We start from the raw sequence: 23,114 nt of genomic DNA on the forward strand, positions 1-23,114 counted from the left end.
TCATGAGCTTCCTCGAATACGCCCCGGCTCCCGAGTCGACGGCGATCCTGAATCTGAAAGACGAGTACGGTCTGTTCATCGGCGGCGAGTTCGTCGAGGGGTCTGGGCAGCCGTTCCAGACCATCTCACCGGCAGACGAGAGCACGATCGCGACGGTGCAGACCGCCGACGCGTCCGACGTCGATCGTGCCGTGGCGGCCGCGCGCACCGCCTACGACCGCGTCTGGTCGAAGATGTCCGGCGCAGACCGCGGCAAGTATCTGTTCCGCATCGCCCGACTCGTGCAAGAGCGCGCTCGCGAGCTTGCCGTCGCGGAGAGTCTCGACAATGGCAAGCCTATCAAGGAGAGCCGCGACGTCGATGTTCCACTTGTCGCGGCCTGGTTCTTCTACTACGCCGGCTGGGCGGACAAACTCGATTACGCGGGGCTCGGCCCGAATCCGCGCTCACTGGGCGTCGCTGGTCAAGTGATCCCGTGGAATTTTCCGCTTCTGATGCTGTCGTGGAAGATCGCCCCTGCATTGGCCGCGGGAAACACGGTCGTGCTGAAGCCCGCGGAGACGACGCCGCTGACCGCGCTGCTCTTTGCGGAGATCGTGCAGCAGGCAGGGCTTCCCGCGGGCGTCGTGAACATCATCACGGGCGCTGGCGCGACGGGACAATCGCTCGTGCAGCATCCTGACGTCAATAAAGTCGCCTTCACCGGCTCGACAGGGGTGGGCCGCGCAATCGCGAAGTCTGTTGCGGGAACAGATAAGAAGCTCACGCTGGAGCTGGGTGGCAAAGCCGCCAACATCGTGTTCGACGATGCGCCGATCGATCAGGCCATCGAGGGAATCGTGAACGGCATCTTCTTCAACCAGGGACACGTCTGCTGCGCTGGCTCGCGTCTTCTCGTGCAGGAGAGCATTCACGACGAGGTCATCGAGCGCCTCAAGTCACGCCTGTCGACCCTGCGACTCGGCGACCCGCTCGACAAGAACACCGACATCGGCGCCATCAACTCGTCTGAGCAGCTGGCGCGCATCACCGCTCTCGCCGACGCAGGGGAGGCTGAGGGCGCGGAGCGATGGACCGCACCGTGCGAGCTTCCGGCGCACGGCTACTGGTTTGCGCCCACGATCTTCACGGGCGTCTCGACGTCGCATCGGATTGCGCGGGACGAGATCTTCGGGCCTGTGCTCTCCGTGCTGACATTCCGCACTCCCGCTGAGGCCATCGCAAAGGCTAACAACACCCCGTACGGGCTCTCAGCCGGAATCTGGACGGACAAGGGCAGTCGGATTCTCGCCGTGGCAGACAAGCTGCGCGCGGGCGTGATCTGGGCCAATACCTTCAATCGGTTCGACCCGGCCAGCCCGTTCGGTGGCTACAAAGAATCCGGATATGGACGCGAGGGCGGCCGCCACGGGCTCGGGGCGTACCTTGCACCAGCGGGTGCGCCCGCCGCTGCACTGCCGCAGAAGAAGTCGCGCAGCCTCACGCGCACGTCGACGAAGGAGAACGGGAAATGAGCAGACTCGCGGTGCCCAAGACATACAAGCTGTTCATCGGCGGAAAGTTTCCGCGTTCTGAATCGGGACGCACGTACGAGATCGTAACCGCGAAAGGCGCCTTTCTCGCGAACGCGTCGAAGGCATCGCGCAAAGATGCGCGCGACGCCGTCAAAGCGGCGCGAACGGCGGTCGCAGGATGGTCAGGAGCGACAGCGTACAACCGCGGGCAGGTGCTCTATCGCATCGCCGAACTTCTCGAAGGGCGTCGAGCGCAGTTCGTCGACGAGATCCAGCGCGCCGAGGGCGTCTCTGCGAACGCAGCAGAGAAGCAGGTGGACGAGGCGATCGACCGCTGGGTCTGGTACGCAGGCTGGACCGACAAGTACGCGCAGGTCGCGGGTAACGCGAACCCCGTGGCGGGCCCCTTCTTCAACCTCTCCGTTCCCGAACCCACAGGCGTTGTCGCGATGGTCGCGCCGCAGGAATCGTCGCTGCTCGGCTTGGTGAGCGTCGTCGCCCCAGCGCTTGTCACGGGAAACTCGGTCGTTGTGGTGGCGAGCGAGCAGTTCCCGCTTTCGGCGATCACGCTCGCGGAGGTGCTCGCGACGAGCGACGTTCCCGGCGGGGTCGTCAATGTGCTGACAGGGTCGCCCGCCGAGATCGCGCCGTGGCTCGCGAGCCACTCGGACGTGAATGCGCTTGACCTGGCCGGTGCACAGCAGCTCGACTGGGTCGACCTCCAGATTGAGGCCGCTGACACCCTCAAGCGTGTTTTGCCGCCCGAGCCGGACGTATGGCCGAGCCTTGACCGCATCACAGCGTTCACGGAAACCAAGACCGTCTGGCACACGAAGAGCATGATTTAGCGCGCGGCCGCCGCACTCTGCCGGTGAACGTCATTCAGCGCGAGGCCCGCTGAAAATTCGTGCACGATCAGTGGCGTCCCGTTCGATGGCTCGTTGGAGAACGGAAGCGGGAATCAGCACGAGACCGGTGTGAGGAACGGCCTGCGAGATGATCGGAAACAGCACCGGCCCCGCGATGAAGAGCACGTCTTGTCCCGTATTCGTCAGCATCAGCACGTTGCTCAGCCAGGATATGAGCGGAACGGAGAGGAGGCCGACGACGACGCAGCCCACCCCGACCACGAGCAGGAGCGTCGCGAGAGAGCGCCGGTGACGAACGCTCAACTGTCTTCCGTGCAGCGCACGCAGCGGAAATGACAATGCGATGAAGGCGCATCCGCACACGAGAGCCCACGTCTGAAGCGAATGCAGGGGAGCGAAGGCGTCCAGGAGCGCGATGTCGGCCGGCCTGACAGAGCCGAGCACAGCGCGGAGCGGAATCGCGGCGACTGCGCTGACGACGATGATGAGTACGCCGACCAACAGCATCCGATTCGCGGTCTTTCTGGCGTTCATCACCCTCCTCGGTGCATAATGTCACTGTCAGCGTATTGTCATACGCCGTCACGAGGGCGGAAGACCGTTCGACGTGTCGTAGAATGACTATGCATTTGCCGTGCGCACAATCTGGCAGGAAGACCGTCGCCGTCCCGCCCCCGCCGCGTGGCAAGATCTGCTCGACGCCGGTCACGCGCCGGCACTTCGACTGCTCAGGAGGAGCATGCCGCACAACGGTCAACGCCGTGCATCCGGTCGTGGTTCATCACGCGCTGCCGCACGCCATGACGACGATGCCCCGATCATTCCGATTCTTGCGCGCAAAGTACGCGAGGTCGAGGCGAAGGCGCAGAAGGGCAAGGTCGGTCCGACCAACCGTACGAAGTTTCAGGTGATCGCCTTTCTCGTGCGCGAGGAGCGCGCGCGAGTGAAGTCCGACGAGACGCTCAGCGACTCTTCGCGCGCCGAACTGCTCAAGCGACTTGACGGTGTTGCGACGATCCTCGCGAAGACAGCGGCGCGAGATACCTCACTCATCAGCCTGCTCGAGGTGGACCAGGCGACAAGTCCCGTTGCTCAACGTATGCGGCGCGATTGGCTCATTGAGTCCGGCAAGGAGCTCTCGGCCGATGAACTGATCATCACCGTTGAGAAGCCCGCCGTTGAGCCGACGGTTCCGGCAGAGCTCGCTGAAAAGCAGGTGCTGCCGCAATCAGTGAAGTCGCGGCTTCTTGCCAGTCCGTTTCTCGCACCCGACTTCACGCGTGCCACGGCGGCAGATACCGTGCGTCGCCGACTTGACGGCTGGGAGCTCATGGGCCCGCTGTACAAGGCGTTCGAACTGGGTGCCGGCGGCGGCTCCGCGACGATGGAGCTTCCGGAAGCGCCCAAGGTGGACAGGCTGGCTCCCAAGGGGCTCGAGATCATGCGGCATCAGGCGCGATTCGTCGAGAGTGTGCGCGACGGACACCGCACATTCCTGCTCGCTGACGAGCCGGGCCTCGGAAAGACGGCGCAGTCTGTTCTCGCAGCATCCGTCGCCGACGCCTACCCTCTGCTCGCCGTTGTTCCCAACGTCGTCAAAATGAATTGGGCCCGAGAGGTTCAGCAGTGGACGCCACAGCGACGCGTCACGGTGATTCACGGTGACGGGCGCGACGTCGATGCCTTCTCTGATGTCTTCGTCGTCAACTACGCTGTTCTCGATCGCCACCTCTCGTGGCTCGGGAAGCTCGGCTTCCGCGGCATGGTCGTCGACGAAGCGCACTTCATCAAGAATCTGCACTCCCAGCGCTCCCAGCACGTTCTGTCGCTCGCGAACCGCATTCGACAGAACGCTCCAGGCGGGGACCCGCTGCTCATGGCGCTCACGGGTACGCCGCTCATCAACGATGTCGAGGACTTCAACGCCATCTGGCAGTTTCTCGGCTGGGTGAAAGACGGCAAACCGACGAGCGCGCTCATGGAGAAGCTCGATGCAACGGGCCTGACTCCCGCCGACAACGGCTTCTACCGGGAAGCGCGAGAAGCAGTGATCAGCATGGGGATCGTGCGCCGCCGCAAAGTCGACGTGGCAAAGGACCTGCCGTCGAAGCGCGTCGCCGACCTTCCTGTGGAGCTCGACGACGAGGAGGCGCGTTCGATTCGTGCAGCCGAGCGTGAACTCGCCGAGCGGCTGCTCGCCCGGTACCGACGCATCATTGCGGCTCGCGGAGACGATGCCTCCGTCATTGACGACGACGTCATCAGGCTCGTTGCTCAGTCTGAGCTCGATGAGTCCAAGGGAGCGCGCGGCACTGAGAACGTCTTCACGATGGTCAGGCGCATCGGAAAGGCGAAAGCCCAGCTCGCCGCCGACTATGCAGGTCAGTTGGCGCGCTCCGTCGGCAAGGTCGTCTTCTTCGCGAAGCACATCGACGTCATGGATGCTGCTGAGCAGGCGTTCGAGCAGCAGGATATCAAGACCGTCTCGCTCCGCGGAGACCAGCCTGCCGCCGCGCGGCAGCAGGCCGTCGACGCGTTCAACAACGACCCGACAGTGTCTGTCGCGGTCTGCTCGCTGACCGCCGCCGGAGTCGGAGTCAACCTGCAGGCGGCGTCGAACGTCGTGCTTGCCGAGCTGTCGTGGACGGACGCAGAACAGACTCAGGCGATCGATCGCGTGCACCGCATCGGTCAGGAAGAGCCGGTCACGGCATGGCGTATCATCGCGGCGCACACCCTCGACACGAAGATCGCAGAACTCATCGACTCGAAGAAGGGCCTCGCCGCGAGAGCCCTCGACGGCAGTGACACCGAGATCGGTTCGCAGGACGCTGTTCAGCTGACGGCGCTCATGCAGCTGCTGCGTGAAACGCTCGAGAGCTGATGGCTGCGTCGAGGGGGCGCTACCCCGAGAAGTCGTTCACCCGGCCCGCTCTCGCGCCGGCAATACTGGCGGCGATGGCGCTCATGGCCGGAGCCGCCCTGCTGGGAAGCGAATGGTTCATCGTCGTGCGCTTCGCCGTGGCGATTCTCGTTGCCGTCATGGGCGTTTTCGCCGTTCAGGCGCGCGCCTACGCGTGGCTCGTGGTCATCGTCCCCGTTGTCGTCGCGTGGAATCCCGTATTTCCGCTCACGATGGGAGGAGCGGGCTGGGCGGCCGCCCACTTGATCGCACCCATCGCCCTTGTTATCGCGGGGTTCCTCATCAAAGTGCCCGCGACGTCGTCTGACCGGTCTCGCCGCTGAGTGCTCAGCGGCCCTGTGCGGCGAGTGCCTTCTGCACCTCGGCGAGTGAGGGGTTCGTCGCCGCGCTGCCGTCGGGATACAGAACCGTCGGCACCGTCTGGTTGCCGTCGTTGACCTTCTCCACCAGCGCTGCTGCACCCTCGACCTCTTCGATGTTGACCTCTGAATAGCCGATTCCGGCGCTCTGCAACTGGGCCTTGAGGCGCTGACAGTATCCGCACCAGGTCGTGGTGAACATCGTGATGGAGCCGGTCTCCGGTGTGTAGTCCATGTGCCCAGCCTAATCCGAGCGTGCCGTCGAAGGGACTGTGTTGCCGCTGCGCAGAATCCCGAGTGACTCCGCGACGCGGCTCGCTCGCTGCCCGACAGCATCCTGAGTCCCTCTATACTTGGACGCGGCCCATTATTCATACACCAGGGATCGGAGGCGGGATGCTGCAGGCAACGCCCGTCGCCGTGCTCGACGCCGTCACCGTGCGGTTCGGAGCGACGACGGCGCTCGACAATGTGGATCTGACGATCAAACGTGGCGAGATTCTCGGCGTCATTGGCGAGTCTGGAGCAGGCAAGTCGACGCTTCTCGGGCTGCTTGACGCTGTCGACCATCCGACGGCGGGGCGGGTGCTGATCGAGGGTACGGATCCGACGCAACTCAAGGATCGCGAGCGTCGTCAGCTGCGGCGGCGCATCGGGATGGTCTTTCAGAACTTCAATCTGCTGTCGAACCGTACGGTGTGGCAGAACGTTGCGCTGCCGCTCAAGCTGCAGCGTCGCTCGGACCCCGCGCTCATCGGGGAACTGCTCGAGTACGTCGGCCTCACCGAGTTCTCAGAGCGGTATCCGGCGCAGCTATCGGGTGGACAGAAGCAGAGAGTAGCGATCGCGCGCTCGCTCGTCACACGGCCGGCGCTTCTGTTGTGCGATGAGCCGACAAGCGCTCTCGACACACGAACGACAGCAGACATCCTCGAGCTGCTCGCCGCCACGCGCCGCGACTTCGGCACGACGATCGTGCTGGTCACGCATGAGCTCGACGCCGTAGGCGCGACCTGCGACCGCGCCGCCGTGTTGGAAAACGGGGCTCTCAAGAGCGTGCTCGACGTCGCTCCGACAGCCCGAGACCGCGTTGCCGAGAGCAGCTATCTGGCTCATGCGCAGAGAGTTCTCGGCACCTGATGGATGTTATCGAGTCGATCTCGGCGAACATCGACGAGATCGGCGTCGCGATGGCCGAGACGGGGTTCATGCTCGCGTTCTCGCTCGCGGCGGCCGTCGTGTTCGGTCTGCCGCTCGGCGTGCTCATCTATCTCACGCGTCCCGGCGGCGCGCAGCAGAACAAGCCTGTCTGGACTGTCGCGAATCTCTACGTGACTGTCGTGCGCTCGTTCCCGTTTCTGCTGTTCGTCGTCTTTCTCATTCCGCTCACGAGGATTCTTTACGGAACCACGTTCGGCACGGGAGCAGCGACGTTTCCCCTGTGCTTCGTCGGCGTCGCCCTCTATGCGCGGCTCGTCGAGCAGATCCTCCTCGAGGTGCCTCCGGGCATTCTGCACGCCGCCCGCTCCATGGGCGCGAGCGCGGCTCAGACTGTCATGAGCTTTCTGCTCGTCGAAGCACGCTCCGGGCTGGTGTACGCGCTCACGTCGGCGGCGATCAGCCTGATCTCGTACTCGACGGTTCTGGGCATCGTCGGCGGGGGCGGCCTTGGCGACTTCGCTCTGCGCTACGGGTACCAAGAGTACGACTACGCGCTCATGTATTCGACGATCGTCATCGTCATCGCCTGCGTTCTGCTTGTGCAGATGGCCGGCGAGAAGGTGTCGGCCGCCCTCGACAAACGTTGATCTCACCAGAAAGGCACTCATGAAACTGCGTTCCCTTGCCGCGCTGACTGTCGCGTCGCTCGCGCTCATCACAACGGGCTGCAGCGCCGCCGCCGGCAGCGCTGACGGCGGCACGGTCACCATCAAGGTTGCCGCGACGGTGACGCCGATGACGGATGCTGTCGAAGCCGCCGCCGAGGTCATTGACGATGGGTATGAGATCGAGCTTGTGCCCGTCTCCGACTACGTGCAGCCGAACATCCTGCTCAAGAACAAGGAGATCGACGCGAACCTCGTGCAGTTCCCCTCATTCATGGAGGAGTTCAACGAGAAGAACGACGCCAACCTCGTCGCCGTGCAGCCCGTGTACAAGACGGTCGTTGCGTTCTACTCGAAGTCGCTCTCGTCACTCGACGAACTGCCCGAGGGTGGGAGCGTCGTGATCCCCAATGACAAGGCAAATGCGGGGCGCGCGCTGCAGATGCTCGCCGACGCCAAGCTCATCACTCTCGATGAGAACGTGGAGCGCTTCACGGCGAAGGTCGGCGACATCACCGAGAACCCGCGCGACCTGGAGATCACGCAGGTGGGGCTCATGCAGCTCAATACGGCGTATGACGAAGCGGATGCCGTCTTCAATCTGCCCTCGTTCGCCCGGCAGCTCGAGCTGACCCCAGAAGACGACGGGCTCATGGTCGAACAGGACAAGGCGTTCGAGGTGACGATGGCTGCTCGGCCCGACAACCACGACTCACCGGAGATCACGGCTCTCGCGAAGGCGCTGACGAGCGAGCACGTGCGCGAGACCCTGACCGAACTCGGCGTGCCCGCAGCGTTCTGAGGCGCATCGCGTCACACGGCGCGAAGCACGAGCGAGGCGTTATGCCCGCCGAAGCCGAACGAGTTCGTCACGAGCGTGCTGACACGCTCAGACCGTGCCTCGTGCGCCACGACGTCGAGCTCGGGAAACTCCGGGTCGTCGAGATTGATGGTCGGCGGTATCGCGCCGTCTCGCATGCCGAGTAAGGAGAGAGCGGCCTCGAGCGTGCCGGCGGCACCGAGCAGATGACCCGTCGTCGACTTGGTCGACGTGACAGGGATGCTGGCGAGGGCGTCACCGAAGACGTGTTGAAGGGCGTATGCCTCCATCGCGTCGTTGAGCGGCGTCCCCGTGCCGTGCGCGTTCACATGGTCGACAGATTCGGGCGTGACGCGCGCGTCGTCAAGGGCACCGCGCATGGCCGAGATCGCACCGCGACCGTGCGGATGAGGGGCAGTAGGGTGGTGGGCGTCAGAGGAGACGCCGTATCCGGCGATCTCTCCGAGAGCAACGGCTCCGCGGCGGCGGGCGTGTTCGTCCGATTCGACAAGGAGCGCGGCGGCGCCCGCGGACATGACGAATCCGCGACGTGCGCGATCAAACGGCCGGCTCGCTTGCGACGGGGCGCTCTCGTACCCCGGGGCGAGAGCGCCGAGGCTCGAGTTCACAGCCAGGTTCACCCGATTGAGACAGTCATCCGCTCCGACAACGAGGATCGCATCGGCGTAGCCGTGACGCACGGCGCGCAGAGCTTCGCCGAGCGCCGCGGTGCCGCTTGCACACGTTGCGGAAAGCCCGGCGCTCGCGCCGCGAGCATCGTACTTCTGGCTCAGGTAGGCGGCGGCAGCATCCGGACCGCCATAGACCACGACCCCGGGCGGAACGCGACGGGGTCCGCTGCGATCGAGCGTGCGCACGGCCTCCTGCGTCAGCGAGACGGCGCCCGACCCCGTGGCGACCGTGACGCCGAAACGGTCGGGATTGAGCGGCTCGACACCGCTCATGGCCTCGTGCGCAGCCGCGATCGCGTAGAGAGCGTGAGCGTCGAGGCGTTTCGCGTCTGAACGTGAGACAAAGGCGAGCGGATCGAAGTTGCGCACCTCGCCTCCGACGGAAACCGCGAGGTCCGAGACGTCGACATGCTCGAAAGCACGGATTCCGCTTCGGCCGGAGACGACGGCATCCCACGTCGATTCCGCGTCGAGACCGCACGGGGTCACTGCACCGATCGCGGTGATGACCGCGCGTCGTCCCGCGCTCACAGTCTCTCGCCTCCTCCGTCGGCGATGAGCTCCGTGACAGCAGTGCGCCGAATTTTTCCTCCCGCGGTTCGCGGAAGTTCATCGACGCGGTAGTACCGGTGCGGAACGAATTGCGGTGCGAGCATCCGCTTGAGTTCTGCCTGCATCGTCGCTTTGGCCGGCAGCTCGTCACCCTCGATGGCGACGGCGATGATCGATCCGAGTGACGGGTCAGGCAGGGCAACGGCGCAGCAGGTCTCACAGCCGGGAATCGTCGCGAGCGCCCTCTCGACCTGCGGAAGCGATACCTTGTGTCCTCCCGAAACTGCGATGTCGCCGGCGCGCCCGGCGAGCTCGATCATGCCGTTCGCGAAAGACGCCTGATCGTCGACGCTTGACCAGCCGTCAGCACCGGTGATCCGCTGAGAACTCGTCGACGCAAGGTAGCGCTCGACGGCGGACGCGACGCGAATGTAGAGGGTGCCGATCTCGCCCTCGGGCAGGGGAGTGTCCCCATCGCGCACGCTCACCTCGACGCCGTCGAAGGGAATGAGCCGCGTGCCGTCGCCCGAATCGCTGTACCCGATGAAGCCGATCTCAGACGCCCCGTAGTAGCTGCGCAGATGCGCGTCAGGCGCGGCGGTCTCGAATGCGGTGCGAATGCTCTCGTTCTGGTTCGCCCCGCCCGTGATCACCTCGCGTAGCGACGTCAGCGAGAGCCCCGCGTGCTCGGCCGCCCGAACGAGCGCGAGCAGCATTGACGGCACTCCGACGAAACGCTCGATCTGCTCGGCGTCGATGGCGCGTGCCGCTGCGATCGCGTCGAATCCTGACTGCAGGTACAGGGAGCCTCCCGTCGCCATCACCTCGACGAGGGCGTAGAGAGTGAGGCTGTACGAGACGGGGCCTGGCGCGATCGTCGCGTACCCATCTTCGGCGCCGAGGTACGCGCGACTGATGGCGACGTTGTGATCCCAGCTCTCACGCGTGCGCACGAATCCCTTGGGCAGGTCTGTCGTTCCCGACGTGAACAGCAGAAGGAAGGGCTCATCGCGAGGGCGCACCTCGGGCCCCGCGGAGACCGGGGCGGATGCTGCAAGCTCGTCGAAACGCTCGAGGGAGAGCGCCGTGCCGCTCCACGCGTCGTGCGCGAGTAGCGCGTTCTCGAATGCGGCGTCGTCGGTGATGACGAGCGCGGCATCGACGCGCCTGATCGTCTCGACACGGTGCGATTCGGGCCACAGCGGATCGAGCACGGCGATGATCGCGCGAAAGCCGTTCGCGCCGCAGAGAAACCGCGCGACGTCGATGGAACGCGTCAATGAGACCGCGATAATGGGCACGCCCCTGGTTTCGTCTGTGCGGGTCGTGTCGTGGGACGTTCCGAGAAGGTGCTCGACGCCGCTGCGCACGAGCGTGCATGCTGTGCGGAGCTCGTCGTACGTATAGCGCTCGCCATCTCCTGCGAGCGCGAGACGTGCCGGATCGGTTTCGGCGACCTCGAGAATAGTGCGAGTGAACGGCATGATTCGAGCTTAGTTCTGCCCGCACGAGTCTGCGGGGTACGTCCGCCGATGCGTAACCTGAGGTTCGGTCGCGCTATTGTCGTGTGGTGAAGCAACGGCGCTGACCCTGTTCATTCCCCCGATCAAGAGGAACGAGAGTAATTCATGAGAATCGGCGTACTCACCAGCGGTGGCGACTGCCCGGGCCTGAATGCGGTGATCCGCGGTGCCGTGCTCAAGGGCACGAAGATTCACAATCAGGAGTTCGTCGGCATCCGTGACGGCTGGAAGGGCGTCGTCGAAGGCCTCACGATGCCCCTCGACCGGCACAGCGTGCGCGGACTGAGCAAGCAGGGCGGCACAATCCTCGGCACCAGCCGCACAAACCCCTTCGAGGGCCCGCACGGCGGCCCCGAAAACGTTCAGGCGACGCTTGACCGCATCGGCGTCGACGCTCTGATCGCGATCGGCGGCGAAGGCACACTCGCCGCAGCGAAGCGACTCACCGATGCAGGACTCAAGATCGTTGGCGTTCCCAAGACGATCGACAACGACCTCGACGCCACCGACTATTCGTTCGGCTTCGACACCGCGGTTGAGATCGCAACCGAGGCGATCGACAGGCTTCGCACCACGGGCGAATCGCATAAGCGCTGCATGGTCGTCGAAGTCATGGGCAGGCACGTGGGCTGGATCGCGCTGCACGCGGGAATGGCAGCAGGCGCGCACGCGATTCTGGTGCCCGAGCGGCCCCAGTCCATGGACCAGATCGTTCAGTGGGTGCAGTCGGTCGCCGACCGCGGTCGGGCCCCCGTCGTCGTGGTTTCCGAGGGGTTCACTCTCGACACCATGGAGACGCCGCATTCAGAGAAGGGACTTGACGCGTTCAATCGCCCGCGTCTGGGCGGCATCGCTGATGTTCTTGCTCCCGAGATCGAAGCGCGCACGGGTATCGAGTCCCGTGGGACGGTCCTCGGGCATCTGCAGCGGGGCGGCGTCCCGAGCGCATACGACCGGGTGCTCGCGACGCGTCTCGGCATGGCCGCGATCGACTCGGTCATGGAGGGCGAGTGGGGAACCATGCTCGCGCTGAACGGCACCGACATCGTCAACGTCCCGTTCGAACACGCTCTCGGCGGGCTCAAGACCGTGCCGCAGCACCGTTACGACGAAGCGGCCATTCTCTTCGGTTGACCGTCGCAGAAAGACGCCGGCCCGAAGCTGGCAGGGCCGGCGTCGTGACGTCGCGGCGCTTTGGAGCCGCTGTCAGCCAACCACCTTTGCGTCTGCGCAGCCGAGCACGTCAAGAATCCACGCGAGCTCCCATGCGCGCTCTCGCCATCCCGAGTAGCGGCCGCTTACGCCTCCGTGACCCGCGTGCATCTCGGTGCGCAACAGCACAGGAGCGCCCGCCTCCCGCAGGCGAGCAACCCACTTCGCGGGTTCGGCATAGAACACTCGAGTGTCATTGAGACTCGTCGTCGCGAGAATCCGCGGGTACGCCACGTCGTCTCGCACGTTCTCATATGGAGAATAGGACTTCATATACGCGTACACGTCCGGGTCGTGAAGCGGATCGCCCCATTCGTCCCACTCGATGACCGTGAGCGGAAGCTCGGGATTGAGAATGGTGGTCAGCGCATCGACGAAGGGAACCGCCGCGTGGACGCCCGCGAAGAGCTCGGGAGCGAGGTTCAGCGCTGCTCCCATGAGCAGGCCGCCAGCGCTTCCGCCCTCCGCGACGAGCTGTTGCGGTGTCGTCAACCCGGCCGCGATGAGGTGCTCGGCGCAGTCGACGAAATCGGTGAACGAGTTCTTCTTGTTCATGAGCTTGCCGTTCTCGTACCAGGATCGTCCGAGCTCGCCACCTCCCCGGACATGCGCGATCGCGAACGTCACTCCGCGGTCCAGCAATGTCAGCCGCGCGATCGAGAATCCCGGGTCCATGCTGTGCTCGTACGAGCCGTAGCCGTACAGAAGCAGGGGGCCGGATGCCGCGTCGCGACGCCGAACGATCGAGATGGGAACCCGGGCTCCGTCGCGAGCCGTCGCCCACTCCCGTGACTGAACATACTGGTCCGGGTCGAAGCCGCCGAGCACGGGCTGCTGTTTGAGAAGCGTGAGCTCGCTTGTCACCGGATCGAGGGCATAGACGGTTCCGGGCGTCACGAGCGACGTGTAGCTGAGCCGCAGAGTCGGCTGTGCCCATTCCGGGTTGCCGCCGAAGCCGACGGTGTAGAGCGGTTCGTCGAACTCGACGGGGGAGAGCGTGAGGTCCTCGGGCGTCGAATCGTCGTCGAGCTCGATCGTCCCGATACGTGTCATGCCGCCCTCGCGGTACTCGACGGCGAGTCGATCGCGGAACGCCTCGACGGACTCGAGCCGAATCTCGCTGTCGTGCGCCAGCACCGTCACTCCCGCGCGCGAGTCCCCGAGCGACTCGGGATCCACGGCGACGAGCTCGAAGTTCATGGCATCCCGGTTGTGCAGCACGAGCAGCGTCGAGCGCCCGCCGATGATCGCGTGCTCGACTTCGTACTCGACGCCTTCGCTGCGGGGCCAGACGGTCTTCGGTTCTCCGTCGGGCTCGTCAGCGTCGATGAGCAGCCACTCGCTCGTGACGTTCGAGCCGAGCGCGATCACAATGTAGCGGCCGCTGCGCATGACGCCAACCCCCGCCCAGAACCGGTCGTCCGGCTCATGGTAGACCCGCTGATCCTGATCGGCCGTGGTGCCGACCCTGTGCCGCCACACGGTGTCGGGCCGCCACGCATCGTCGACGGTCGTGTAGAACACCCAGCGGCCGTCAGGGGAGAACACGGCACCCGAGAACGTTCCGGGCACCTCGTCTGCGAGGTCGTGCCCCGCGGCCAGGTCTCGAATGCGCAGTGTGTAGCGCTCGTCTCCGACCGTGTCGGTGGCATACAGCATCCGGGTACCGTCTCTGCTGACGTCGAACGAGCCCAGCCGATAGAACTCGTGGCCGTCTGCTGCAGCGTTGTCGTCGAGCACGACCTCTTCGCCGTCGACGTGTCCCGAGCTCGTGTCCGGAGGTGTCCAATCGTCGGTAGGCGCGCGCATATGACTCGCGTACTGCTTTCCCTCGAACGTGCGCGAGTAGTACCACCAGTCGCCCTCGCGAACGGGCACAGACAGATCCGTCTCCTGCGTGTGAGCCTTGATCTCGTCGAACAGTCTCTGCCGCAGAGGAGCGAGATGCTCGACAGAGGAATCGGCGAACGCATTCTCGTGATTGAGGTAGTCGAGCACCTCCGGATCGTCTTTGTCGCTCAGCCAGTGATACGGATCGTTGACGCTGTCGCCGTGATGTGTTCTCACATGATCACGACGCGACGCGCGAGGTGCAACTGTCATGCAACAACGCTATCCGTTCAACGGGCGCGGCCGACCGTCTACGGTGGAGTTATGACTGAGATTCCCGTACGCCAGCTTCGCGATGAAACCTCACTTCCCGCCATCGGCTTCGGCACGTACCCGCTGCGCGGCGACGAAGGCACTCAGGCTGTGCTGTCCGCGCTCGACACCGGCTATCGGCTCATCGACACCGCCGTGAACTACAAGAACGAGGATGCTGTCGGGCGAGCGCTCGCCGAGACCGACGTTCACCGCTCGGACATCACGGTCACGACGAAGCTTCCCGGCCGCCAACACGGATACGAGGAGACCCTCGCGTCGTTCGAGGATTCTCGACAAGCGCTCGGCGTCGACACGATCGACCTGTATCTCATTCACTGGCCCAACCCGAGCGTCGACAAGTATGCCGACGCGTGGCGCGCCATGATCGACCTGCAGAAGGATGGCCGGGTGCGCTCGATCGGGGTCTCCAACTTCACCATCGACTTTCTCACGCGCCTGGCCGCCGAAACCGGCGTGCTGCCCGCCGTGAACCAGGTGGAGGTTCACCCCTACTTTCCGCAAGACGATCTCATCGCCTTCCACGCAGACCACGACATCGTCACCGAGGCATGGAGCCCGCTCGGCAAGGCAGCTGCGCCGTATAACGAGCAGGTCATCGTCGACATCGCCGCCCGGCACGGCGTCACTCCAGCCCAGACCGTGCTTCGGTGGCATCTCGAACGCGGCGTCGTCCCGATTCCCAAATCGGGAAACGCTGACAGGCAGCGGCAGAATCTGGATGTCTTCGGGTTCTCGCTCGACGCTGACGAGGTGGCGGCGATCTCGGCGCTCGGCACGCCGGACGGACGCCTGTTCGGCGGAGACCCGACGGTGCACGAAGAAATGTGATCGTCCGCGGCGCGACCGAGTTGACCGACGAGGCACGCCGGTGCGAGACTCGGTAGCGTCCGCCTTAACCGCGGGTGTCCACAAGCCGACGTCCTCGTTGCCCGACGGGGAGCCACGTTCGCGCTCCGGCTAAGACTCAGAGACTCTACTGGTGGAAATAACCTCCCTCGTCGTCATTCTCGTTATCGCGTTCGCGTTGTTCTTCGACTTCACGAACGGCTTCCACGACACCGCAAACGCGATGGCCACCCCGATTGCCACGGGAGCGATGAAGCCGAAGGTCGCGGTCACCGTCGCGGCGATCCTCAACCTTGTCGGTGCCTTCCTCTCGACGGAAGTGGCGCGAACGATCTCCGGCGGCATCATTCGCGAGGGCGAGGCGGGAGTGCTCATCACACCCGCGCTCATCTTCGCCGGGCTTCTCGGCGCCATCGTCTGGAACATGGTGACGTGGCTGCTCGGCCTTCCATCGAGCTCATCGCACGCCCTGTTCGGCGGCCTCATCGGTGCAGCCCTCGTCGGGGTGGGCATTCACGCTGTGGACTTCTCGGTCATGCTGTCGAAGGTCATCCTTCCGGCTCTGATCGCACCGCTCACCGCCGGCATCATCGCCTTCGTCGCGACGAGAATGGCGTATGCGTTCACACGTCGGTATGACAAGAAGGCCGACGGGCGAAGCGGCTTCCGCTACGGTCAGATCTTCACGTCGTCCCTCGTCGCGCTCTCGCACGGCACGAATGACGCACAGAAGACGATGGGCATCATCACACTGACCCTCATCGCCGTCGGATCTCAGCCCTCCGATTCGGGACCGCAGTTCTGGGTCATCGTCGTGTGCGCGCTGGCGATCGCCCTTGGCACGTACATCGGCGGATGGCGCATCATCAAGACGCTGGGCACGGGTCTTACCGAGGTCAAGCCGGCGCAGGGTTTCGCCGCCGAGACATCGACAGCGGCGACGATCCTCGCGTCGAGTCACCTCGGCTTTGCCCTGTCGACGACGCAGGTAGCCTCCGGTTCTGTCATCGGCTCCGGTCTGGGCCGACGCGGATCGAAGGTGCGGTGGGGAACCGCGGGCCGCATCGGAATCGGCTGGCTGATGACGCTCCCGTCCGCAGCCATCGTCGGTGCGGCGGCAGCGCTCCTCGCGGGCCTCGGACCCGCCGGTCTGCTCATCGACACGATCCTCGGAGTCGCGATCATCCTCGGCCTCTATCTCTGGTCGCGACGCGACAAGGTCGATCACAGCAACGCCGTTGCCGATGTCGCCGCGTCGGGTAGGGCCGTCAAGATCTCTAAGAAGAAGCGCAAGAATAAGGTGAAGAAATGATCGATTGGCTGGCGTTCCTCGTCGTCTTCGTCTCGGCGCTTCTCGCCGCCGTCATCGTCGTGGGTCTGTACGCTCTCGGGCTCAGACTCCTCGTCTCCGCAGGGCGGGCGCCTCTTGTCGCACCCGCGGAATTCACCGACGCCATCACGGTCATGTCCGAGAAGAAGCGCCTTCGTGAAGAGAAGCGCGTCGAGAAGGCGGTCAAGAAGAACCCGCTGACTCCCGCGCAGCGAATGGCCGCGCGTATCGGCGCATACGTGTGCTTCGCGGGCTGCGCCGGCGCCGTGTTGTATGGAATCTACTTGATCGTCCCGCTCTTCCACTGACCGGGCGCGGTGCGACTGGTCAGTTCGTTCCCCGCCAGCGACCGATCCAGTTCATCACGTGGTAGATCACGATCGCCGCAATCGTGCCGAACGCGATGCCGTTGAACGTGACCCCTGACGCCTCGTCGCTCCAGATGAAGTTTGCGATTCCGATGATGAGCGCCGTTGCCGCCGTGAACTGATTGACCGGCTTGTTGAAGTCCACGTGATTGTCGAGCCAGATCTTGACGCCGATGATGCCGATCATCCCGTAGAGCGCCGTGGTGACACCGCCGAGAACCCCGGCGGGGATGGTGTCGATGACGGCTCCGAACTTGGGTGAGAGCGACAGCAGGATCGCGACGATACCCGCGACCCAGTAGGCCGCTGTCGAGTAGACGCGCGTCGCCGCCATGACGCCGATGTTCTCGCCGTACGTTGTCGTGGCCGAGCCTCCGCCGGCTCCCGCGAGCACAGTTGCGATTCCGTCTGCGAGAAGACCGCGGCCCGTCTGAGCGTTCACAGAGGAATCGGTCATCTGGGCGACCCCTCGAATGTGTCCGACATTTTCGGCCACGAGCACGAGCACGACGGGAAGGAACGCCGGAAGCAGTCCCCAGAGCCCTGGGTCAGCCAGGGGATTCGCCGGAAACGAGAATGTCGGAAGCCCGAACCACGGCGCCTTCTCAATCGCCGCGAAATCGACTTCGCCCAGAAGTGTCGCGCACACGTATCCGACGACGACGCCGATGAATATCGAAAGCCGGCCGAGGATGCCGCGAAACAGCACAGACGATACGACAACGGCGGCGAGTGTCACCGTCGCGCTCACGGGAGCCTGCTGGTAGTTGTTCCATGCCTCTGGACCGAGGTTGAATCCGATGAGTGCGACGATCGTGCCGGCGACCACGGGCGGCATGACCGCATCGATCCACCCCGATCCGACCCATTGCACGAGAGCCCCGATAGCGGCCAGAAGCACGCCGACGGCGACGATCCCGAACTGTGCCGCGCCCATGCTGTGCGTTGCCGTCGCGGCTGTAATGGGCGCGATGAAGGCGAACGACGAGCCGAGGTAGCTGGGAAGCCGGTTCTGCGTGATCAGAAGAAAGAGAATCGTTCCGACGCCGGAGAACAGCAGCGTCGTGCTCGGGCTGAATCCCGTGAGTACGGGTACGAGAAAGGTGGCGCCGAACATGGCGACCACGTGCTGAGCCCCGATTCCGATCGTCCTCGGCCAGCTCAGGCGCTCGGCCGGTCCGACAACGGCCCGGGAGTCGATGTTCTTGCCGTCGCCGTGCAGGGTCCAGGGAAGTCGCATTCGCGCTCGCTCTCGCTCATGGGGACACCTCGTGCAACCCCGAAGACACCGTACCGGAAGGGCCGGCCTGTGCTTCGAAAGGCGCGGTGCGGCAATAGGATATCCGTCGGCGGCTCTTGGCCGCACTTCGAGCGAATCGAATGGCTGACGTCATTCAGAAGGGAGCGCCGCGTGGGCACCGAGACCGCGACGCCTGGCCGTCTTGACCGCTTCTTCGAGATCACCAAGCGAGGGTCCTCCGTCGGCGCCGAGCTGCGCGGCGGTCTCGTGACGTTTGTGGCAATGGCCTACATCGTCGTTCTGAACCCGATCATCCTGTCGTCGGGAACGGATATCGACGGCGCAACGCTCGACTTTGCGCAGCTCTCGGCCGTGACGGCATTCACGGCCGGATTGATGACGATTCTCTTCGGCGTCATCGCCCGGCTTCCCTTCGCATTCGCTGCTGGACTCGGAATCAATTCCTTCCTCGCGTTCAGCGTTGTGGGCGAAGTCACGTGGGCAGAGGCGATGGGGCTCGTCGTGATCAACGGCGTCATCATCGTCGTGCTCGCCGCGACGGGCCTCCGACGCATGATCTTCGACGCGGTGCCCATGCAGCTCAAGATCTCGATCACGGTCGGCATCGGAGTCTTCATCGCGTTCATCGGGCTCGTGAACGCGGGCTTCGTGACGGCCACGGGGGAGCAGTCGCCTCCCGTCGGGCTCGGTATCAACGGCTCCGTCGCCACGGGCCCCACGACCGTGTTCGTTGTGACGCTGCTCATCTCGGGAGTGCTCGTCGCACGCCGGGTGAAGGGCGGTCTGCTCATCGGCATCCTGGTTGGAACCGTTATCGCACTCATCGTCGAGGCGATCTTCCACCTCGGCTCGTCCGCGGATGCGCCAGGAGGATGGAGCCTCGCCGTTCCCGCGATGCCCTCCAGCATCTTCAGCCTGCCTGACCTCGGCCTCATCGGTCAGGTGTCGTTCGGAAGCTTCGAGCGTATCGGGGTGCTGGCTGCGCTGATGCTCGTGTTCACTCTTGTCTTCACCAACTTCTTCGACGCCATGGGCACCATGACGGGCCTCTCGAAAGAGGCGGGGCTCGCCGACGACCGCGGAACCTTTCCTCGTCTGAAATCAGCGCTCGTCGTCGAGGGAGTCGGAGCGATTGCCGGAGGACTGACCTCTGGATCGTCGAACACGGTATTCGTCGAGTCGGGTGCCGGAATCGGCGAGGGGGCACGGACGGGGCTCGCCAACGTCGTCTCCGGCGTGCTCTTCCTTCTCGCGATGTTCCTCACTCCGCTCACGAGCATTGTGCCGAGCGAAGTGGCCGCCGCGGCTCTTGTCGTGGTGGGAGGCATGATGATGTCGCAGATCCGAGAGATCGAGTGGACGGATTTCTCGATCACGCTGCCCGTGTTCCTGACCGTCGCCATCATGCCGCTCACGTACTCCATCGCAAACGGCATCGGCGCTGGATTCATCGCGTGGGTGGTTGTCCGCTCCCTCTCGGGGAAGGCCCGTGAGATCAGCCCGCTGCTCTGGATCGTCGCTGTCGGATTCTTGGTGTACTTCGCCCGCGGTCCGATTGAGGCGCTGCTCGCCTGAGTGCCGCCCGGGCGGGGCGCAATCGCCGGTAGAGTCGCTGTCATGAGCGAACGTCCGACACGAACGGAAACCGACTCTCTCGGATCGATGGAGATCCCCAGCGACGCGTACTGGGGCATCCATACCGCGAGGGCATTTGAGAACTTCGACATATCGAAGCGTCCGATCTCGGTGTACCCGCATCTGATCGTCGCGCTGGCGTCGGTGAAGCAGGCCGCCGCTCGAGCGAACGCCGAACTGGGGTCGCTGAATCCCGAAAAGGCCGAATTGATCGACCGTGCGTGCCAGCGGGTCATCGACGGCGAGTTCCACGACGAATTCTGCGTCGGCGTCATCCAGGGCGGGGCAGGAACCTCGACGAACATGAACGCCAACGAGGTCATCACGAACATCGCTCTTGAGATGGCCGGGCGCGAGAAGGGCGACTATGCCTTCATCTCGCCGTACGATCACACAAACCGCAGCCAGTCGACGAACGACGTGTACCCGACAGCCATCAAGATCGCTCTCGCGCGATCCCTGACCGACCTGCTCGATGAGCTGGAACTGCTGCGACAGTCGTTCGCGGCGAAGGGTCAGGAGTTCCGGCACGTACTCAAGGTCGGGCGCACGCAGCTTCAGGATGCTGTGCCGATGACGCTCGGGCAGGAATTCCACGGCTTCGCGACAACGCTCGGCGAAGACCACGGGCGGCTCTCCGAGACGATCTGGCTGCTGGCTGAGATCAACCTCGGCGCAACAGCGATCGGCACCGGAATCACAGCGGACCCGCGGTATGCGTCCGTCGTCGTCCGGCACCTCAACGAGATCACGGGACTCAAGCTCGAGACCGCTCCCGATCTCGTCGAATCGACGAGCGATGCCGGTGCATTCATGTCGTTCAGCAGCGCGTTGAAGCGCTCGGCCATCAAGCTCTCCAAGATCTGCAATGATCTGCGCCTGCTCTCCAGCGGGCCGCAGGCGGGATTCGGCGAGATCAATCTGCCGGCCAAGCAAGCCGGCTCGTCGATCATGCCGGGCAAGGTCAACCCCGTCATCCCCGAGGTCATGAACCAGATCGCGTTCTCCGTGGTCGGGGCCGATACCACCGTCACCATGGCTGCTGAAGGCGGACAGCTCCAGCTCAACGCTTTCGAGCCCGTCATCGCGCACTCGCTCCTGCAGAGCATTCTCTGGATGGCCCGCGGCTGCCATACTCTGCGGGTCAACTCGGTCGATGGCATCACCGCCAACGAAGACCGGCTGGAGACCATGGTGGGGACCTCTGTCGGCGTTGTCACGGCCCTGACGCCGTTCATCGGCTACACGGCGGCGGCCGCGCTTGCGAAGACCGCATTGCTCACCAACCGCAATATCGCGGATCTCGTTGTCGAGGCGGACCTCATGACGCGGGAGGAAGTGACGAAGCAATTGTCGCCCGCGCGACTGTCCGGGCTCGAAGCGATCACAACGGCGATCCCGGTCATCGATGGCGACGCGGAGCACACGCCGGTGGGCCGCGAAGCCACAGAATCCTGAGACAGTGACGCGTTAACGTCCTCATCGCCCGGTGTTCGCGGCTTCACCTGCGAATCGCCCGGGCGATGAGTTTGTCCATTAAGGATGCATCCGTGTGTGAGATAAATCAAGCATTGCGATCCACTCTCAGCTTGCCGCCGTCCCCCTCCGTCGGCTTGGATAGTTCTATGACCGATTCGAACAAGACAAAGCCAGAGGTCGACGCGCCCGTCGGCCCCGCTCCTGACACGCTGCAGATCGTGGACATCGAGGTTGGCGACGGCGACGAAGCACAGGCATCGTCGACGGTGAACGTGCACTACTTAGGTGTGTCCTACGACAGCGGCGAGGAGTTCGACTCGTCGTGGAGCCGCGGCGAGAGCATCAACTTCCCTCTCCGCAACCTGATCGCCGGATGGCAGGAGGGCATCCCGGGCATGCGCGTCGGTGGCCGGCGCCAGCTCACGGTACCTCCGCACCTCGCGTACGGCCCCGCGGGAGGCGGACACCCACTTTCCGGTCAGGCACTGATCTTCGTCATCGACCTGCTCGGGGTGCAGTAGTCACGGTGGATGCTGCTGCCCGAGTTCTTGAACTCAGCGAGACGATCCCGGACTTTCCGAAGCCCGGGATCGTGTTTCGTGACCTGACACCCGCGTTTGCCGACCCCACGACGTTTCGCGCCGTCGTCGACGAGCTCGCTCACAGTATTGATGGCGGGTTCGACGTGGTCGCGGGAATCGAGGCGCGTGGTTTTCTCCTGGCCTCGGCGCTGGCGTACTCCACGAACACGCATCTTCTCGCGATCCGCAAGGAGGGCAAACTTCCCGGCGATGTGATTCGGGAGGAATATGCTCTCGAGTACGGCACGGCGGCGCTCGAGCTGAAGCCGTCGAGCATCCCGGCGCGGTCTCGCGTCCTGGTCGTCGACGACGTTCTCGCCACTGGAGGCAGCTGCCTTGCCGCTGCGCGGCTCATCGAACGAGCCGGTTCTGACATCGCCGGTTTCGGAATTGTCATGGCGCTCGACGGGCTCGGCGGAGTCGAGGCTCTCACCGGGTACGAGCTGCGCGTCCTGCTTCACGAGCCGACCGATCCGCTCGCGTGAGTGGAGGGCGTGACGCCCGTTGATCAGGGATGGCCGGGTGAGCCGTGACCGTCACCGCCGCGGATGGCAATGGTCACGCTGTGATTTGAGCAGAATCTGTGGCAATCTTCAGAGGAACGCGAAGTTTCGTTGATGCAGCACGGTGAGTAGCAAGAAGCTTCGGAAGGTGTTCGCGAGAGGTTCTGCCAATGACGCAAAAATCCCAGCTCGACAAGACAGACAGAGCGCTTCTCAAGGCGCTCTCGGTGAATGCTCGGGCTTCGGGGTCGCAGCTTGCCGCTGATCTCGGCATCGCGGAGTCAACCGTGTCCCTTCGCCTTAAGCGGCTGCAGCGCTCAGGCGACATCACGGGGTACTACGCGGATATCGATCTGTCGGTGCTCGGCGCGCCGATTCAAGCCGTGATCGCCATCCAGCTGACGCAGCACGACCGCTCAGACATCGAGGCTTTCCGCCGCGAAGTGACGACGTGGCCGGGGGTCCTCTCGCTCTTTCACCTGGGCGGACGGGACGATTATCTTCTGCACGTTGCAGCCCGAAGCACGACGGAATTGCGAGACTTCGTCGTGAAGTACGTCACAGGGCACGCCGTCGTCGCCCACTCGGAGACGAACATCGTCTTCGAGCACGTCAAGGGAACGGGCTGGCAGGAGTTGCTCGGCTGACGTGTCGC

The 23,114-nt window shown here is 64.4% G+C and carries 22 protein-coding genes; 16 read left to right on the top strand and 6 right to left on the bottom strand.

Annotated features, from left to right (window positions below; all coding sequences use genetic code 11):
• Nucleotides 1-2 precede the first annotated feature (2 nt).
• The gene (locus ATJ78_RS09550) at nt 3-1,514 is read left to right on the top strand and encodes an aldehyde dehydrogenase family protein (protein ID WP_098407386.1); all 1,512 of its coding nucleotides are present in this window, start codon (nt 3-5) and stop codon (nt 1,512-1,514) included.
• Nucleotides 1,511-2,362, top strand: a complete 852-nt coding sequence (locus ATJ78_RS09555; protein WP_098407387.1) for an aldehyde dehydrogenase family protein — start codon at nt 1,511-1,513, stop codon at nt 2,360-2,362. The genes ATJ78_RS09550 and ATJ78_RS09555 overlap by 4 nt, the downstream gene beginning before the upstream one ends.
• 30 nt (nt 2,363-2,392) lie before the next feature.
• On the opposite strand, the gene ATJ78_RS09560 is transcribed toward ATJ78_RS09555, so the two are convergent.
• Nucleotides 2,393-2,917, bottom strand: coding sequence for a hypothetical protein (locus ATJ78_RS09560; protein WP_098407388.1), 525 nt, complete (start codon nt 2,915-2,917; stop codon nt 2,393-2,395).
• Nucleotides 2,918-3,122: 205 nt separating this feature from the next.
• Between ATJ78_RS09560 and ATJ78_RS09565 the strand changes: the two genes are divergently transcribed.
• Nucleotides 3,123-5,267: a DEAD/DEAH box helicase gene (locus ATJ78_RS09565; RefSeq protein ID WP_098409307.1), complete on the top strand. Its 2,145-nt coding sequence runs from the start codon at nt 3,123-3,125 to the stop codon at nt 5,265-5,267.
• A complete protein-coding gene (locus ATJ78_RS09570) occupies nt 5,267-5,629 on the top strand; it encodes a DUF6804 family protein (protein ID WP_098407389.1) in 363 nt (120 codons plus the stop codon). The genes ATJ78_RS09565 and ATJ78_RS09570 overlap by 1 nt, the downstream gene beginning before the upstream one ends.
• Before the next feature lie 4 nt (nt 5,630-5,633).
• On the opposite strand, the gene ATJ78_RS09575 is transcribed toward ATJ78_RS09570, so the two are convergent.
• Nucleotides 5,634-5,900, bottom strand: a complete 267-nt coding sequence (locus ATJ78_RS09575; protein ID WP_098407390.1) for a mycoredoxin — start codon at nt 5,898-5,900, stop codon at nt 5,634-5,636.
• A 161-nt stretch (nt 5,901-6,061) separates the two neighbouring features.
• Between ATJ78_RS09575 and ATJ78_RS09580 the strand changes: the two genes are divergently transcribed.
• Genes ATJ78_RS09580 through ATJ78_RS09590 form a run of 3 tightly spaced genes read left to right on the top strand, consistent with a single transcriptional unit; the run spans nt 6,062 to nt 8,293 of the window.
• Nucleotides 6,062-6,805, top strand: a complete 744-nt coding sequence (locus ATJ78_RS09580; protein ID WP_098407391.1) for a methionine ABC transporter ATP-binding protein — start codon at nt 6,062-6,064, stop codon at nt 6,803-6,805.
• Nucleotides 6,805-7,473 carry a methionine ABC transporter permease gene (locus tag ATJ78_RS09585; protein WP_098407392.1) on the top strand — a complete coding sequence of 223 codons (669 nt, stop codon included), beginning with the start codon at nt 6,805-6,807 and terminating at the stop codon, nt 7,471-7,473. The genes ATJ78_RS09580 and ATJ78_RS09585 overlap by 1 nt, the downstream gene beginning before the upstream one ends.
• A 19-nt stretch (nt 7,474-7,492) precedes the next feature.
• Nucleotides 7,493-8,293, top strand: a complete 801-nt coding sequence (locus tag ATJ78_RS09590) for a MetQ/NlpA family ABC transporter substrate-binding protein (RefSeq protein WP_098407393.1) — start codon at nt 7,493-7,495, stop codon at nt 8,291-8,293.
• 11 nt (nt 8,294-8,304) lie between these two features.
• On the opposite strand, the gene ATJ78_RS09595 is transcribed toward ATJ78_RS09590, so the two are convergent.
• Complete coding sequence (locus ATJ78_RS09595) at nt 8,305-9,534, bottom strand: beta-ketoacyl-[acyl-carrier-protein] synthase family protein (RefSeq protein ID WP_098407394.1); 1,230 nt, start codon at nt 9,532-9,534, stop codon at nt 8,305-8,307.
• Nucleotides 9,531-11,039, bottom strand: coding sequence for a class I adenylate-forming enzyme family protein (locus tag ATJ78_RS09600; protein WP_098407395.1), 1,509 nt, complete (start codon nt 11,037-11,039; stop codon nt 9,531-9,533). Before ATJ78_RS09600 ends, ATJ78_RS09595 begins: the two co-directional genes overlap by 4 nt.
• A 144-nt stretch (nt 11,040-11,183) precedes the next feature.
• On the opposite strand from ATJ78_RS09600, the gene ATJ78_RS09605 reads away from it, so the two are divergent.
• Nucleotides 11,184-12,212 (top strand): 6-phosphofructokinase, encoded by a 1,029-nt coding sequence (locus ATJ78_RS09605; protein WP_098407396.1) that lies wholly within the window; start codon nt 11,184-11,186, stop codon nt 12,210-12,212.
• A 72-nt stretch (nt 12,213-12,284) separates the two neighbouring features.
• Here ATJ78_RS09605 and ATJ78_RS09610 read toward each other — a convergent pair whose 3' ends face one another.
• Nucleotides 12,285-14,393 (bottom strand): S9 family peptidase, encoded by a 2,109-nt coding sequence (locus ATJ78_RS09610; protein ID WP_098407397.1) that lies wholly within the window; start codon nt 14,391-14,393, stop codon nt 12,285-12,287.
• A 51-nt stretch (nt 14,394-14,444) separates the two neighbouring features.
• Between ATJ78_RS09610 and ATJ78_RS09615 the strand changes: the two genes are divergently transcribed.
• The 3 genes from ATJ78_RS09615 (at nt 14,445) to ATJ78_RS09625 (ending at nt 16,940) form a co-directional block, all read left to right on the top strand.
• Nucleotides 14,445-15,284 (top strand): aldo/keto reductase, encoded by an 840-nt coding sequence (locus ATJ78_RS09615; protein ID WP_098407398.1) that lies wholly within the window; start codon nt 14,445-14,447, stop codon nt 15,282-15,284.
• Between the two features lie 151 nt (nt 15,285-15,435).
• Nucleotides 15,436-16,614, top strand: coding sequence for an inorganic phosphate transporter (locus ATJ78_RS09620; protein WP_098407399.1), 1,179 nt, complete (start codon nt 15,436-15,438; stop codon nt 16,612-16,614).
• Entirely contained in the window at nt 16,611-16,940 is a 330-nt protein-coding gene (locus ATJ78_RS09625; RefSeq protein WP_098407400.1) for a peptidase, read from the top strand. The genes ATJ78_RS09620 and ATJ78_RS09625 overlap by 4 nt, the downstream gene beginning before the upstream one ends.
• 19 nt (nt 16,941-16,959) lie before the next feature.
• Here ATJ78_RS09625 and ATJ78_RS09630 read toward each other — a convergent pair whose 3' ends face one another.
• Nucleotides 16,960-18,240: a uracil-xanthine permease family protein gene (locus ATJ78_RS09630; protein WP_098407401.1), complete on the bottom strand. Its 1,281-nt coding sequence runs from the start codon at nt 18,238-18,240 to the stop codon at nt 16,960-16,962.
• 144 nt (nt 18,241-18,384) lie between these two features.
• Here ATJ78_RS09630 and ATJ78_RS09635 point away from each other — a divergent pair, with 144 nt between their 5' ends.
• From ATJ78_RS09635 to ATJ78_RS09655, 5 genes are all read left to right on the top strand, one after another.
• Nucleotides 18,385-19,836, top strand: coding sequence for an NCS2 family permease (locus tag ATJ78_RS09635; RefSeq protein ID WP_434061510.1), 1,452 nt, complete (start codon nt 18,385-18,387; stop codon nt 19,834-19,836).
• A 42-nt stretch (nt 19,837-19,878) separates the two neighbouring features.
• Nucleotides 19,879-21,354 carry an aspartate ammonia-lyase gene (locus tag ATJ78_RS09640; RefSeq protein ID WP_098407402.1) on the top strand — a complete coding sequence of 492 codons (1,476 nt, stop codon included), beginning with the start codon at nt 19,879-19,881 and terminating at the stop codon, nt 21,352-21,354.
• A gap of 167 nt (nt 21,355-21,521) precedes the next feature.
• Nucleotides 21,522-21,896 (top strand): FKBP-type peptidyl-prolyl cis-trans isomerase, encoded by a 375-nt coding sequence (locus ATJ78_RS09645; RefSeq protein ID WP_098407403.1) that lies wholly within the window; start codon nt 21,522-21,524, stop codon nt 21,894-21,896.
• A gap of 5 nt (nt 21,897-21,901) precedes the next feature.
• Nucleotides 21,902-22,441 (top strand): adenine phosphoribosyltransferase, encoded by a 540-nt coding sequence (locus tag ATJ78_RS09650; RefSeq protein ID WP_098407404.1) that lies wholly within the window; start codon nt 21,902-21,904, stop codon nt 22,439-22,441.
• A 188-nt stretch (nt 22,442-22,629) separates the two neighbouring features.
• Nucleotides 22,630-23,106 (top strand): Lrp/AsnC family transcriptional regulator, encoded by a 477-nt coding sequence (locus tag ATJ78_RS09655; protein WP_098407405.1) that lies wholly within the window; start codon nt 22,630-22,632, stop codon nt 23,104-23,106.
• Nucleotides 23,107-23,114 lie beyond the last annotated feature (8 nt).

Origin of the sequence: Paramicrobacterium agarici (genome assembly GCF_002563955.1) — a bacterium.
Taxonomy (GTDB): Bacteria; Actinomycetota; Actinomycetes; order Actinomycetales; family Microbacteriaceae; genus Paramicrobacterium; species Paramicrobacterium agarici.